At 52.8% G+C, this 15,135-nt stretch carries 13 protein-coding genes and 1 tRNA gene; 12 read left to right on the top strand and 2 right to left on the bottom strand.

From position 1 onward, the window contains the following. The coding region (locus T518_RS10045; RefSeq protein ID WP_036378576.1) for a transposase at positions 1-275 on the top strand (275 nt) is incomplete at its 5' end. Between the two features lie 162 nt (positions 276-437). On the opposite strand, the gene T518_RS10040 is transcribed toward T518_RS10045, so the two are convergent. After that, positions 438-704: a HigA family addiction module antitoxin gene (locus tag T518_RS10040; protein WP_155948149.1), complete on the bottom strand. Its 267-nt coding sequence runs from the start codon at positions 702-704 to the stop codon at positions 438-440. Between the two features lie 333 nt (positions 705-1,037). On the opposite strand from T518_RS10040, the gene T518_RS10035 reads away from it, so the two are divergent. Both T518_RS10035 and T518_RS10030 read left to right on the top strand, forming a co-directional pair. Further along, positions 1,038-1,124: transfer RNA gene (locus T518_RS10035), tRNA-Leu, on the top strand. Positions 1,125-1,206: 82 nt separating this feature from the next. Beyond that, positions 1,207-1,749 (top strand): hypothetical protein, encoded by a 543-nt coding sequence (locus tag T518_RS10030; protein WP_155948147.1) that lies wholly within the window; start codon positions 1,207-1,209, stop codon positions 1,747-1,749. An 85-nt stretch (positions 1,750-1,834) separates the two neighbouring features. Here the strand turns inward: T518_RS10030 and T518_RS12225 are convergent, their stop codons facing one another. After that, entirely contained in the window at positions 1,835-2,629 is a 795-nt protein-coding gene (locus T518_RS12225; RefSeq protein WP_211248214.1) for a hypothetical protein, read from the bottom strand. 674 nt (positions 2,630-3,303) lie between these two features. Between T518_RS12225 and T518_RS10020 the strand changes: the two genes are divergently transcribed. From T518_RS10020 to cas2, 9 genes are all read left to right on the top strand, one after another. Next, positions 3,304-4,845 (top strand): capsule assembly Wzi family protein, encoded by a 1,542-nt coding sequence (locus T518_RS10020; protein WP_051652301.1) that lies wholly within the window; start codon positions 3,304-3,306, stop codon positions 4,843-4,845. A 200-nt stretch (positions 4,846-5,045) separates the two neighbouring features. Continuing rightward, the gene (locus T518_RS10015) at positions 5,046-6,551 is read left to right on the top strand and encodes an IMP dehydrogenase (RefSeq protein ID WP_036378587.1); all 1,506 of its coding nucleotides are present in this window, start codon (positions 5,046-5,048) and stop codon (positions 6,549-6,551) included. Positions 6,552-6,736: 185 nt separating this feature from the next. Next, a complete protein-coding gene (locus T518_RS10010) occupies positions 6,737-9,184 on the top strand; it encodes a CRISPR-associated helicase/endonuclease Cas3 (protein ID WP_036378586.1) in 2,448 nt (815 codons plus the stop codon). Between the two features lie 13 nt (positions 9,185-9,197). Further along, positions 9,198-9,965: a type I-C CRISPR-associated protein Cas5c gene (gene cas5c, locus T518_RS10005; protein ID WP_051652300.1), complete on the top strand. Its 768-nt coding sequence runs from the start codon at positions 9,198-9,200 to the stop codon at positions 9,963-9,965. Beyond that, positions 9,931-11,895, top strand: a complete 1,965-nt coding sequence (gene cas8c / locus T518_RS10000; protein WP_051652299.1) for a type I-C CRISPR-associated protein Cas8c/Csd1 — start codon at positions 9,931-9,933, stop codon at positions 11,893-11,895. Before cas5c ends, cas8c begins: the two co-directional genes overlap by 35 nt. Next, complete coding sequence (cas7c, locus tag T518_RS09995) at positions 11,895-12,788, top strand: type I-C CRISPR-associated protein Cas7/Csd2 (protein ID WP_036378585.1); 894 nt, start codon at positions 11,895-11,897, stop codon at positions 12,786-12,788. The genes cas8c and cas7c overlap by 1 nt, the downstream gene beginning before the upstream one ends. A gap of 20 nt (positions 12,789-12,808) precedes the next feature. Further along, on the top strand, positions 12,809-13,492 hold the full coding sequence (gene cas4, locus T518_RS09990) for a CRISPR-associated protein Cas4 (protein WP_248617192.1): 684 nt from the start codon (positions 12,809-12,811) through the stop codon (positions 13,490-13,492). After that, positions 13,489-14,520: a type I-C CRISPR-associated endonuclease Cas1c gene (gene cas1c / locus T518_RS09985; protein WP_036378583.1), complete on the top strand. Its 1,032-nt coding sequence runs from the start codon at positions 13,489-13,491 to the stop codon at positions 14,518-14,520. Before cas4 ends, cas1c begins: the two co-directional genes overlap by 4 nt. A gap of 12 nt (positions 14,521-14,532) precedes the next feature. Beyond that, positions 14,533-14,823, top strand: coding sequence for a CRISPR-associated endonuclease Cas2 (gene cas2 / locus T518_RS09980; RefSeq protein WP_036378582.1), 291 nt, complete (start codon positions 14,533-14,535; stop codon positions 14,821-14,823). The last annotated feature ends 312 nt before the right edge of the window (positions 14,824-15,135 follow it).

Raw genomic sequence — 15,135 nt, 5'->3', positions numbered from 1 at the left:
CCGACAAGCTGCTGGATGGCATTGCTGAGACCTTGACGTACATGGACTTTCCGGAAGAACACTGGAAGAAAATCCGTACCAACAACACCATAGAACGCCTCAACCGGGAGATTCGTCGCCGGACGCGCGTCATTGGCACCTTCCCTGATGGAGAGAGTGCGTTGATGCTCGTCTGCGCCAGATTACGTCATGTCGTGAGTTCCCAATGGGGCGCAAAAAAATATATGGACATGAAGCATCTATATGGATGTGATGCCGAGACCATCCTTGACTAATTGCAACGAGGATGCGGTTCATGATTTTGCGAAAGAATATTGACAGTACCATTTTTTATGAAATTGAATTTGCGAAATATATTTTACCTTATCGAACATTTAAAAGAATCGCCCTGCAGCTACTACGCTGCAGGGCGATTCTTGGTATTGGAATGGTTTTGCTCAGGCAATGCATGGCTCGATTTTATCCAGCTCGTGCTGTATGTCGATTTTCTGGTTGCGGATGTCGATGTCGTTCTGGAGGTCGATGAAATAGCGATCGCTGACGCCGAAATACTTGCCGAGGCGCAGGGAGGTGTCCACGGTGACCTTGCGCTTGTTGCGCAGGATCTCCTGGATGTGCGATACCGGCACATGGATGTCTTTGGCCAGCCGGTAGGCAGAGATCCCCATCGGCTCCATGAATTCTTCCCAGAGGATTTCAGACATGGTAGGGGTTGGAATCATGTTCTTCATAAAGCTCACCTGCAGTTTCTTTATCGCGAAAATTTACTATCCTATTTTTATTATACCTGTATGACAGGTATATGTCGAGTTCGCATAACTAGCAACACTGCTAGCATAGCAACGCACATCGGAAGATTCATCGCTGCTGGCCGTCGCTCCGGCGGGCGGCGTGTGCTGTGCGGGCGCGGCGGGGATGAGGGACCACATCCACCGCTATGCGGTCCCCCTTCTCCAGGGAGAAGGCTTTTGGGGATTGACATGGGGCGGGGAGTCTGGTATACTATTATCTGTTAACGATGCATGATGTGTCGTTTTGCCGGAGTGGCGGAATTGGCAGACGCAGCAGACTCAAAATCTGCCGTTGGCAACAACGTACCGGTTCAAGTCCGGTCTTCGGCACCACTTGCTATGTGAGGCTTCGCGGGGTTCTGCGGGGCCTTTTTTGGTGTCTGCCCGGCGGCGGAGATGATGTGGAGGGATTGGGATGGAGCAAGGTTGCTGGAATGGTATGGGGCGGCGCGGCTGCATGGAGGCGGTGGCGGATCTCTTGCATGTGGAGCTGCGGGAGGTGTTCGCTGTCGAGGGGGTGGCGGAGTCGCTGTTCTTCCTGGCGGAGGACGGGCTCTACGCGATGGCGGTGCAGGCGGACCTGCTCGGCACGCTGTCGGCGGAGGAGCTGGAGGCGGCCCGGGCGGCGGCTGTGCTCGACAAGGGGCGCCTGGCGGACCTCCTGAGCGGGGCGGCGCGGATCCGCATGGAGCCTTTCGTGCCGGTGGAGCCGGATTTCTACTACTACATGGCGGGCGACAATACGGTGCGCGGGTGCAACTGGCACGGCACGTTTGCGGACTTCGCGCATGCGGCGGCGGGGAACTGCTTCCGGACGGAGGCGGAGGTGCTGCGCTATCTGCCGCAGCTTATGGAACAGCTCAAGGCGCGTTACCGGGCGGAGCGCGGCCTAGCGGCGCCAGAGGAGGCAGGGCCGGCGGATGAGCTCAGCCTCTTTGATGAGTTGCCGCATGACTGATGGCCGCTCCGTGGACATGAGGAAAGGAAAAGACCGCATCCGGCAGGGAACTGCCCGGATGCGGTCTTTTGGCGTGCTTGTGGTCTTATTCGTCGTCGCCGGAGTTGTCGTGGTCGGCGCCGGAGTAGGAGCCGGTGTAGTCGGCGGGGTAGATCGTGATGTCGTAGTGGTTGTTGTTCCACTCGTGAGAGAGGTGGTGCTTGAAGGGGGTGAGGGCCTCAAGGAGGATGCGGTAGGCCGTCGTGCCGGCGTAGATGCCGGAGTCGGAGATGTCGACTTTGTAGCCGTTCTCGTGGGAGTAGGTGCCGTGAGCGTGGTAACCGTATTCAGCGCCGCCCGTGAGGACGAAGGAGACGCCGGCCGACTGGGCGAGGGTGTTGAGCGTGTCGAGGAAGGCGACGGTCGAGCTCTTGAAGTGCTCGGTGTCGGTCACGTCGTTTGCATCCCACGGCGTGTCCATGCCGTAGACGCTGCTCCACTTGTGGAGGTTGCTCTTGCCGAAGTCGGTGCGGACGGCGTAGGCGTCAGCCGTGGAGCTGCTGCCCGGTGCGGGCTGCGAGGGGATGATGGACGGCAGGTCAATCGCGGGCGTGATGGGCGAAGTCGGCGTCACGGGCGAGAGCGGGGAGATCTTGGCTTCGACCTCGGCATTCTTGCTGTAGCCTGGCTCGGCGGGCAGATGGCGCTGCATGGCGGCCGGTGCGGTCATGGCGGCGTCGTGCTTGACCATGGCGGAGGCGCTGTCCGTCAGGGCAGCCTCAGCACGATGCGAAGAGACGTGTGCGGTGACGGCGGCCGGCTTGACGGCTGGCGCGGCTGAGACGGCAGTGGTGCTGGCTGCGGCGCACGCGAGGAGCGCGGCGGCAAATAAGGTTCTCACGGTTCTTGTTTTACGACTCAATAAAAAGACCTCCTAGGCACTGGACACATATCACGATTTTGCGATTCTGACGACAAATCGAACGATTTGCCAATAGAATACGCTTACTAAAGCTCTTAATGATTCTTTATTATACTACTTTTGTCGCAATCCGTAAAGGCGGGGGGCTTGACAGAGAACTTCCCGCCGCGCGTGCGGGCAAAAAAAGAAGCGGCTGACAAATGGGGGAGTCAGCCGCTGTGGCAGTTGAGGAAGTGAAAGGATATCAACTGCCACACCAAAGGGATCGGATAGTCTATCACCACTATCCATTCCTGCACTTCGCCGCTCTGCCGCGGAATTCCTGCTGATTTTTGGATAAAATTCCGCAGATTGGTCTGTTTTCCAAATGGCGTACCTTGGTACGGCAGGGGCGCGATGTGGTATAATAGATGAGTTGATACGGTATTGAAGGGGGAAACAGGGATGGCAGTATTTGGGGAACAGCTGCTCGCGCTCGTGGCGGTGGTCTTCATCGCGTTCGGCACGGTCTACGGCTACCGCAGCTGGCGCAAGAACAAAATGCGCTGAAACCTCTGCCGAAAAGCAGGTGCACTTGCTTTTGGCGGGGCAATCATGATAGAATTCTCATGTATTTTAAAATTTCTATGATAGTTGTGAGTGGGGGAATCCTGATGAAGAAGACTTTGCTGGCCGGTATGATGGCGGCTGCGGCATCGGTCATGGTGCCGGGGCTGGCCGGGGCGGAAGCTGTGACGGCGGATGTGCCGACGGGGAGCGTCTATTACGACTATGTCGACAAGCTCAGCGGCATGGGCTACATCGATGCGCTGCCGGACGGCGCGCGCCCGTACAGCCGCATGCAGATGGCGAAGTGGGTGCTGCAGGCGGAGAAAAACGCCAAGGACAAGCCGATGCCTGCCTATCTCGCAGACGAGCTCGCCTCGATGCGTCAGGCCTTTGCCTCTGAGATCGAGGTGCTCAAGGGCCATCGCGACCAGGAGGATGTCGCGCTGCGCGGGGCTTCGGTGCAGCTCGCGAGCTACAACAGCGACCAGGCGTCGTACCGGGAGAGCAAGAAGGATGTCCAGCCGAATGCACATTGGCAGCCGTTTGGCCAGGGCACGAAGGGCTATGACTACGCGGACGGCTTCAATGCGGTCGCCAAGGCGGAGGTCTCGGGCAACATCGGCCACAAGACGGCTGTCTCGCTGACGCCGCGCCTGAGCTGGAACGACGATGACGATGCGGAGCTCAAACTCGAAGAGGGCTACGTCAAGACGAAGACGGGCATCGTCGAGTACCTCGCGGGCCGCCAGGCGCTGCGCTACGGCCAGGGCAAGACGGGCACGCTCGTGCTCGACGACACGATGAAGCCGATGACGATGGTCCAGGCGCATCTCGAGGACGACATGCCGGTGCGCGGCTTCTTTCGCTTCCTCGGCAAGCAGAACTACCACGTCTTCTACGGCCAGCTCGAGGGCGACCGCGAGGACCGCGTGGCGAAGGGCCACACGGACTACGACCATGCGGGCCTCCTGGGGCTGCGCGCGGACTTCACGCCGTCGGATGCCTTTACGTTCGGCCTGATGCGCGTCTCGATGCTCGGCGGCGACGGCAATGCGCTCTCGAAGTCGGACTGGCGCCACTGGGTGACGGGCCACAACTCGGAGGCGGAGGGTGACCGCTGGAATGATATCGCGGGCGGCGACTTCCGCGTGCGCCTGCCGGGTGTCCAGTTCTACGGCGAGGTCTACGGCGAGGACGCGGGCGGCCTGCAGCCGACGGAGCGCGGCTACCGCTTCGGCACGTACCTGCCGCAGCTGACGCGCGATGGCTCGTGGGACATGACGCTCGAGTACGCCTCGACGAACCCGTTCTGGTACAAGCACCAGAAGTACCAGAACGGCTGGACGTACAGCGACGCCATCATCGGCGATGCGATGGGCAACAATGCCAAGAAGTACTACCTCGGCGTCAACCACTACCTGCCGGGCGAGAACCAGATCGGCGCGTACTTCATGCGCACGCAGATGGACCGCGGTGCGATGAACCACCCGAACGTCTATGAGGCAGCGCTGACGGGGCGCCTCAAGCTGCAGGACCACTTCTTCCTCGACGGCTCGCTCGGCCTCGCGAAGATCGACCATGCGGACTACACGGACCGCACGGACCGCAATGTCTTTGCGACGGCGACGGCGCGCTGGCAGTACTGATGAAAGAGCCCGGATTTTGTTATGGCAAAATCCGGGCTCTTGCGGTATAATGAAGGCGTAGATTCTCGCAGTCCAATGGGCCTGCCTCGTTTGTTGTACGCCGTGTTCTGAAAAGTGATTGACAGCCGTTATCCTTTGTAGTAGACTGGTAACAATATATCTGAGGCAGGTCTCATAGTATCAAGAAAGAAGGGGTTACGTTGGCATTCTATTTCAAGGAACCATCACACACGTTTGGAGAGTATCTTCTCGTCCCAGGTTATTCGTCGGATAAGTGTATCCCGAATAACGTCTCTCTCAAGACGCCGCTGGTGAAGTTCAAGAAAGGTGAAGAACCGAAGATCTCGATGAACATCCCGATGACGTCTGCCATCATGCAGGCTGTCTCGAACGACAAGATGGCAATCGCACTCGCGAAAGAGGGCGGTGTCTCGTTCATCTACGGCTCGCAGAGCATTGAAGCAGAAGCTGCCATGGTATCCCACGTCAAGAACTACAAATCCGGTTTTGTCAGCAGTGACTCCAACATCAAGCCGACGACGACGCTCGGCGAGATCCTGGATCTCCTGCAGAAGACGGGCCATTCGACGATGGCCGTCACGGAAGACGGCACGCCGACGGGCAAGCTCCTCGGCATCGTGACGAGCCGCGACTACCGCATCTCGCGCATGAGCCTCGACACGAAGGCGGAGACGTTCATGACGCCGTTCGAGAAGCTCGTCTACGCGGATGCGGACACGACGTCTTTGACGAAGGCGAACGACCTCATCTGGGAGAACAAGCTCAACATGCTGCCGCTCGTCGACAAGAACCAGCGCCTGCGCTACATGGTCTTCCGCAAGGACTACACGGACAACAAGGAGCATGAGCTCGAGCTCATCGACGAGAACAAGCGCTACATCGTCGGCGCCGGCATCAACACGCGCGACTACGCGGAGCGCGTCCCGGCACTCCTGAAGGCTGGTGCGGATGTGCTCTGCATCGACTCCTCGGAAGGCTTCTCGGAGTGGCAGCGCATCACGCTCAAGTACATCCACGAGCACTTCGGCAGCGATGTCAAGGTCGGCGCGGGCAATGTCGTCGACGCCGAGGGCTTCCGCTTCCTCGCTGAGGCGGGTGCGGACTTCATCAAGGTCGGCATCGGCGGCGGCTCCATCTGCATCACGCGCGAGACGAAGGGCATCGGCCGCGGCCAGGCCACGGCGCTCATCGATGTCTGCGCCGAGCGCGACCGCTACTACGAGGAGACGGGCGTCTACATCCCGGTCTGCTCCGACGGCGGTATCGTCCACGACTACCACATGACGCTGGCCCTCGCGATGGGTGCCGACTTCCTGATGCTCGGCCGCTACTTCTCGCGCTTCGACGAGAGCCCGACGGACAAGGTCAAGGTCAACGGCACGTACTACAAGGAGTACTGGGGCGAAGGCTCGAACCGCGCCCGCAACTGGCAGCGCTACGACCTCGGCGGCGCGCGCAAGCTCTCCTTCGAGGAAGGCGTTGACTCCTACGTCCCGTACGCCGGTCCGCTCAAGGACAACGTCAACATCACGCTGGCCAAGATCCGCTCGACGATGTGCAACTGCGGCGCGCTGACGCTGCCGGAGCTGCGCGAGAAGGCGAAAATCACGCTCGTCTCGGCCACGAGCATTGTCGAGGGCGGCTCGCACGATGTCATCCTCAAGGACAAATTCGGCCGCAACTGACGGCTTCCTGTCATACGGCAGCCCGGAACTCGCTTCCGGGCTGTTTTTTTGTCTCGGAACGGCGTTTGTCTCGAAACGGCGGAGGTTCATGACGAAACGGCGTATTTTCATGACGCGGCAGGATTTTGACTTTGGCAGGGCGAATACTATATAAAACCGTTTGACAGGAAAAGGAGATGTATGGATTGAAAATCTATGCGGCACACTTACGGAATGCAACGGGAAAAAACAATTCGGCGGCAGAGGTTCAGACGGTTGCCGAGCATTTGCAAAACGTGTCAGCTATCATGGGGAAAAATGCGGAAGGGATGGGCGTAGCCGCTCTTGCCCGGTTGATCGGGATTCTGCATGACCTCGGAAAAATCAGTGAAGCGTTTCAGCGATACATCAGACATAATTTTGACCATCCGGACAAGAAATGGCCTCGTGGTACTGTCATCCATTCGACAGCAGGCGGAGCGTTCTTAATGGAACGATATGGAGATCTGGATGAACTCGGTGTATTGGAGACCATTCAGTTAGCCGGACTGGTTATATTTTCCCATCATTCGCCGACGGGATTATTGGATTTTCTTAGCCCGGAGGGGAAGAATCTCTATCAGAAGCGGCTGGAGAGCGAAAATTCACCGAAAATCGACGAAGTCTATTTTTTTCACCAGGTGATTTCACCTACGGATCTCGACTCGCTATTCCATTCTGCCGTAAAAGAGGTGTGCTCTCTTGCGGAAACAATCGCTTCGTGCAGCAAGGATGTACTGGAAACAGAGGCATTTTACTTTGGCATGACAGAAAAAATCCTCTACAGCTTATTGATCGATGCAGACTGGCTGGATTCGGCAGCGTTTTCACAAGGTAAAAATTTCGCAGCAATGGAGCAACATTGGGATACCGATGCCGTATGGCATAATTTTTCTCAAAAATTAGAAAATAAGATAGCGGGATTCCAAAACAGATACCCATCCAATCCCATTACGCGTGCAAGGACAAAGGTGAGCGATGAAGCTCTTGGCGCGGCTTCGCGTCCGACAGGCATATATCGGCTCAGCGCGCCAACGGGAAGCGGGAAAACGTATGCTAGTATGCGCTTTGCCTTGCATCATGCTCTGCAGAAGCATAAAAAGCATATTTTCGTTATACTCCCATATACCTCCATCATTGAGCAGAATGCGCGGGATATACGGAATGTTCTTCAAGCGGGAGAAGAGATTCTTGAATATCATTCCGACATGATGGTAGAAGATGGTGAGGAAGTATCCGAAGAAGAAAAAAATCGAACGAAGCTGATGGCAGAGCGCTGGGATGTTCCTATCGTCTTTACGACACAAGTTCAGTTCTTCAATACCCTGTTTGCGGGGTGTGCTTCGGCGGCTCGGCGCCTGTGGTCCCTGTGCGACAGTGTGATTATTCTTGATGAGGCGCAGACCATTCCGGTAAAATGTACCTATCTCTTTAATCAGGCGATGAATTACCTGGCGGATTTACAAAACGATACAATCGTTTTATGCACGGCAACACAGCCCTCCCTTGGAGCATTGCGATATCCATTGAATTTTGCAGAACATGCGGAGATGTTGCAGGATTTATCCCAAGCGTTCACCGCTTTTCAGCGGACCAAAATAGAGGCGGAGCTTCCATTGGGCGGCATGCATATCGATGAATTGGCGGCGGAAATTGTTCATGAAACAGAAAGAGAGGGAAATCTCCTGCTAATCTGTAATTTGACAAAAGAAGCCAGGGATTTATATGATGCAGCGCGGAGCATAGCAGATGAGGAGGGATTGCAGCTTGAGATCGATCATCTGAGCACAAAGCTTTGTCCGGCACACCGGCGAAAGATTTTAGACCGGATCAAAAAGCATTTGGGACAGAAAAAGCCGCTGCTTTTGATCAGTACGCAGCTAATCGAAGCTGGTGTAGATATTTCATTTGCCTCTGTCTATCGTGTCCTTGCTGGTTGCTCATCGATTGCGCAGGCGGCAGGCCGATGCAATCGCCATGGGGAGAGGCAGTACGGAAAAGTAAAGATTGTCTCTCTGGAAAATGAGAACCTCTCCTATCTTCCTGATATTGCCAACGGAGCGCAGGTCACGCGGGATCTGCTTTCGACGGGAACGGAAGCCGACATGCTGCTGCAACCCGAAATCATTCAGAAATACTTTGAAGCCTTTTATGGGAGGTATACAGAAGCACAAAAAGAATATTCCCTGAAATCTGGTATCACCTTACTGGATTTATTGGCGTGCAATGACCATGGGGTGCAAGCTTTTTGGGAACAAGGCGGTGAAGAAGAAACACTTCCGTGCTTTACGCAAAGCTTTCAGAAGGCCGGGAGGGAGTTCTTTGTCATCGACAGGAATACGGTAGGGATATTGGTCCCCTATGAACAGGGAGAGTCGTATATTACGTTCTTTGATTCGGAGATACCGCCTTGGAAAACGGGAGAGCTTTACAAAAAAATGCGGCAGGCTCAAGCGTATACCATCAATGTTTTCTCATGGGAATTGAACAAATTAGAAGAAAATGGTGCAATATGGAAAACGCAGGCAGGAATCTTCGCTTTGAAAGAAGAATATTATGATGAAAATATTGGAATTCATTTTGATATTCAAAAAAATGATTTCTGTTTCATCTAAAAGAGGTGGAAGCATGCGAAATAGCATTATGTTTAAAGTGTATGGACGCATGGCGTTGTTTACCGACCCGTTGACGCGAATCGGTGGGGAAAAGGCGAGTTATGCCGTCCCGACCTATCAGGCCTTGAAGGGAATCGTAGAAAGCATCTACTGGAAGCCGACCATCATCTGGTATATTGACGAAGTCCGTGTCATGAATGAAATCCGTACGCAGTCACGTGCCATCAAAAGGCGGAAGTATGAGAAGGATGGGAATGAGCTTTCGTTTTATCAATATTTGAGCGAGGTCTGTTATGAGGTGAAGGCGCATTTTGAATTTAACATGCATCGACCCGATTTAGCTGCAGACCGCAATGAAAACAAGCACTGGCAAATCGCGAAACGCATGGTGGAACGCGGCGGCCGACGGGATGTTTTTTTAGGGACGAGGGAATGTCAGGGCTATGTGGAACCTGTAAAATATGGCAAAGAAAAAGGATTCTATGACGAATCGGGGAAGATGCCACTTGGCGTGATGTTCCACGGCTTCAATTATCCGGACGAATCTGGCAAGGATACGCTGGAGGTAAGACTTTGGCAGGCTGTGATGGAAAATGGAATCCTGCGATTCCCACGTCCTGAGGCGTGCAAACTGGTCCGGATCATTCGCAAAGGAGTTGCTCCAAAAGAATTTGGAATCCAGGATATTACCTCTGTAGAGAAAGAGTCAAACGGCATCGAGTCTGAAATATCGGGAGGTGGGGCATATGAGTTGGATTCAACAGCTCATAGAGACGTATGACGATAATCAAGCGCTGGCAGGAAAGCCCGGACCGAACGGTGTCAGCGATGAGCTCCCCCCTGTCGGTCATATGATTGTGAATGCTCAAATTGAACTCACTGTTGATGCAGAAGGGAATTTCGTTCAAGCGCGAGCCATTCCCAAAGAGGATGAACCAACGCTGATTCCTTGCACACCGGACTCGGCATCGCGCACAGCGGGCCCTGTACCACATCCACTGCATGATAATCTGCCCTATGTGGCTCGCGATTACAGTGATTACGCAACAATCAAAAAAGAAAATCCGTATGATCTTTATACGGAGCAATTAAAAGCATGGGTGGATTCACCGTACAGTTTGCCAGCAATCCGAGCAGTCTATCATTATGTCACGCATCATGCGATGATTCATGATCTATTGCAGGAAAAAATCCTGTACGAAGAATCTCCCGGGAAAATCATGGAAAAATGGGATAGAAAAAAAGTATCAGCAGAAAAGCCGCTGCTCTATCAGGTTGCTGCGGACTCCGTCCTGAAATCGCTGGTACGGTTTCGCGTCATCGGTGTGGAAGGAAAACCGGAATTATGGAACAATCCGGAGGTGCAGAAGGCTTGGCAGGATTACTTTGTGCACAATCATGAGAAGAAGCAGGCGCTCTGTTACGCCACCGGACAGATGACGATTCCGACGGCAAAGCACAATAAGGGAATCCGTTTTCCCGGAGATGGCGCAAAATTGATTTCCTCGAACGACAAGGAAGGGTTTACGTTCCGGGGCAGATTTGATAAGCCAGCAGAATGCCTGTCTATCGGCTATGCGGCCTCGCAGAAGGCAATGAATGCCTTGCGGTGGTTAATCCGTCGGCAGGGTTACCTTGTCGATAAAAGTCGTGTGTTTCTCGCTTGGGGGAGGATGGGCGTTGCCATTCCATCCCTGACGAAGAGTACGAGACAGCTCTTGCTGCCTACACGCCGAGCGGCGCATGCGGAAAAACAGCCGAACACGATGGCAACATGGGCGCAGGCTTTGACGAACGCGATGAATGGATATCGCCACGAATTCAAGCGGCAGTCGACCAGTCAGGTGAATGTGATCATCTTAGATGCAGCCACATCTGGGCGGATGTCTATTTGCTATTATGATGAGTTGGCCGGGCAGGATTTCATCGGGCGAGTGGAGAAATGGCACCTGCACGGGATGTGGCAACAGCATGATTACGACGACAACGAAAAGAAAAGCATTTCGTTCTTTGGTGTGCCAGCGTCGAAAAAATTGTTGCAAGCTTGTTATGGGGTGAATCTCTCTGATACGAGGCTTCGGCTTGAGACAGAACGGTTGTTTACTGCCATTGAACAGGGCAGAGATTTTCCAGCTGAATTTTTGACAGTAGGATTCTGCACGGTAGTAAAACAAGCTGCTGTTCAAAGCGATCGATTCAGTTGGAGAAACAATATTCTAGAACCGGTATGCTCGGTCGTCCGGTATCACTTTTACCATCAAAAGGAGGAGTATTCTGTGGCTTTGGATGAAAACAATACGAACCGCTCGTATTTGTTCGGGCGGCTGCTGGCCCTGGCGGACAAACTGGAACTTGCTACATATCGGCCAGAAGAACGAAAGACACGCCAGACGAATGCGATGCGGTACATGGAGATTTTTGCCGACCGTCCTGCGACAACTTGGCGGACCGTACAAAAGAAATTACTGCCGTACGAACACCGCAGAGAGGCTTATGGGGGTAAAGAGAGAAAACTTATCCATAAAGTAGGCAGCATGTTTGACGAGTCAGATTTTCTTTCTGATGCGCCGTTGGATGGAAGATTCCTGTTAGGATTTTATGCGCAGGAATATGCCATCGATCAGGAAATTGAACAACGCAAGAGAGAAAAAGCGCTGAGAGAAGCAGATGAAGATTACACAGATAATGCAGATGGAGAGGAGAATGCATGATGGCGGCACTCGAGCATAAAATTGATTTTATTGGGTTTGTTTTGGTCACGCGGGCAAATCCGAATGGCGATCCGTTGAACGGCAATCAGCCGCGTACCGATTATGACGGCTATGGTGAGATTTCCGATGTCTGCCTGAAACGGAAAATCCGGAATCGTCTGCAGGATATGGGAGAAGCAATCCTCGTACAGTCCAACGACCGCAGTGATGACGGGTTTACCAGCATCCGCGAACGTGTAGAGGCCAATCCGTCGTTAGAAAAAATCTTGAAAATGAAAGAAAAGGAAAAGGGCCGCAGACAGAAGTTTGCTGACGAAGCATCCAAGGCATGGATAGACGTGCGATCCTTTGGCCAAGTGTTTGCCTTGAAAAAAGCGACCGGCATCGATTCCGTGTCGGTAGGTGTGCGCGGTCCGGTGTCCGTGCATCCGGCGGTTTCCATGGATCCTGTGACCATTACGGATCAGCAGATCACCAAGAGCACGAATGGGGAACCTGGCGATAAAAAGGGGTCGGATACGATGGGCATGAAACACCGCGTAGATTTTGGCCTTTATAAATTCCAGGGAAGCATCAATGTACAGCTGGCGGAAAAAACGGGATTTAGCGAAGAAGATGCTGAGAAAATCAAACAGGCCCTTGTGACGCTTTTTGAAAATGATGCATCTTCAGCACGTCCGGAAGGAAGCCTTTCCGTCGAACGACTTTATTGGATCAAACATCCGGGGAAAACAGGGATTGCCAGTGCGAAAATCCATCGCAGTGTCACTGCCGTGAAGAGGGACGGCGTGGATCGTCCAAGGGCATATACGGATTATACGATTGATGATTCGGCGCTTAAAGCACTTCCCAACTTGAACATCGAGATTTACGAGGAAGGCGAACGGCGATGACGTAAATCCTGAGAGAAGGTATGGAAATGTGTACATGCGATGAATTTCATGAATACAAAGAGGAAGACTATCTCCAGATTGCAGAAATTCAACATTACCAGTTTTGTCCCAGACAGTGGGGACTGATTTATTTGGAGTATCAGTGGGCAGAAAATGTCCTTACGGTGGAAGGGACGATTTTGCATCAGAAAGCACATGACCCTCAGATAAAAGAAAAGAGGGGAAAACGCATTGTCGTTCGGTCGATGCGTGTTTCTTCGCCTCGGCTCGGTGTTACAGGAATGTGTGATGTCGTTGAATTCATCCGGGATGAAACCGGGATTTCCATCCCAAAATATCAGGGGAAATACCGGGTGCTGCCGGTAGAATATAAGCGTGGACGGCCAAAAGAAGGGAATGAAGACATTTTTCAGCTGACATTGGAAGCAATGTGTTTAGAGGATATGCTAGTCACCTCTATTCCAGAAGGCTGTCTGTATTATGGAGAAATCCACCATCGTACAGCGGTCCCATTGACACGAGAATCTCGCACGCAGGTCAAAAAAGTGTTGCAGGAGATTCGGGAATTCAGGAATCGCAAGTATACACCACGGGTAAAAAGACGACGAGGGTGCAAGAACTGTTCCATGAAGAACCTTTGCCTGCCAGAACTGCCCCGGACAGAGTCAGCGCGTGAATACCTTGCTAGGAGGCTTTCCGAATGAAACCTTTGCTCAATACCTTGTTTATAACGACAGAGGGCGTATATCTCAACTTAAACGGAGATACGATTGTCATCCAAAAGGAGAAGAAGGTTCTTGCCCGATTTCCTTTGCATAATTTTGAGCAGATTACGGTCTTCGGTTACACGGGAGCAAGTCCGGCTCTGATGCAGAAATGTGCAGAACAGAATATCGTGTTGAATTTCATGACTCCGGGCGGCCGCTTTATGGCACGAGTCATAGGAAAAACAAATGGAAATGTGCTGCTCCGTAAAGAACAGTACCGATGCTCCGATGATGAAAAGAAGAGCCTGCTTTATGCGCAAGGATTTCTCGTTGGGAAAATTTACAATTCACGTTGGATTCTAGAACGCATGTTGCGGGATCATTCAGACCGCATAGAAGTAGAACGCTTTCGACAGGGCAGCATGCAATTAAAACAAGCCTGCCGAGATATCATGCAAAGCGAGAGCTTGGATATCCTGCGGGGGATAGAAGGCAAGAGCGCGAAAGCATATTTTTCTCTATTTGACGCAATGATTCTTCAGCAGAAAGAGGATTTCTTTTTCACGGAACGGAACCGTCGTCCTCCGCTTGATCGGATGAACTGCCTGCTTTCTTTTCTCTACGCGCTTTTGGCAAATGACGCGGGGGCGGCACTCGAAGGTGTTGGCCTTGACTCATACGTAGGGTTCCTGCATAGAGACCGGCCAGGGAGAAATTCATTGGCATTGGACCTTATGGAAGAACTCCGGCCGGTTATGGCAGATCGGCTTGCTTTGGCATTGGTCAATCGGAAATCCATATGTTCGCAAGATTTTCGTGAAGAAAGCAGTGGAGCAGTTCTTCTTACCGATGATGGGCGAAAAAAGGTTTTGAAAGCGTGGCACGACATGAAAGAGGGAACGGTAAAGCATCCATACTTAAAGGAAACCGTTAAGTGGGGACTGGTACCGCACACGCAGGCATTGCTGTTGGCAAGAGCGTTACGCGGAGATTTGGATGCCTACCCGCCTTTCCTCTGGAAGTAGGTGAGATTTCACATGTATATTCTCGTTACCTATGACATCGCTACAACTGATCCAAAAGGAGCGACACGATTGCGGCGTGTGGCAAAGCATTGCCAAAACTACGGGCAACGTGTTCAGAATTCCGTCTTTGAATGTAAAATCAATTCAGCGGAACTTGCACAATTGAAAGAGAATCTGTTGAACTGTATTGACGAGGAGAAGGATAGTTTACGGATTTACTATCTGGGCAGTGAGAAACGCTTTAAGGTTGAACATTACGGGACCAAGGCATCTTTCGATTTGGAGGAAGTGGTTATCATTTGATAGAAGTGCGAACCCCAAGCGAACAGAAATCATCACTTTTGCAAAATGTACGAGAAGCCTTTTAGAAAGAGGGGAAATGAAAAGAGACAGGGAAATGAGTGCTGGGAACGAAAATTAACGTAATCCCAAAAAATAGACAAAATCGCGTCAAAAGGGGGAGACCTATCTCCTTTTCATGCGTGGCAGAATCCCTCTTGTGGAATATTCTGCCGTCGCTCCCTATGTAGGGAGCGTGGATTGAAACCCTGCTCGGCGGTCTTGACTGCCTTGGTATTGGGGTCGCTCCCTATGTAGGGAGCGTGGATTGAAACG

It is taken from the genome of Mitsuokella jalaludinii DSM 13811 (genome assembly GCF_000702905.1).
Lineage (GTDB): Bacteria > Bacillota > Negativicutes > Selenomonadales > Selenomonadaceae > Mitsuokella > Mitsuokella jalaludinii.
This window is presented reverse-complemented; position numbering and strand designations above follow the sequence as displayed.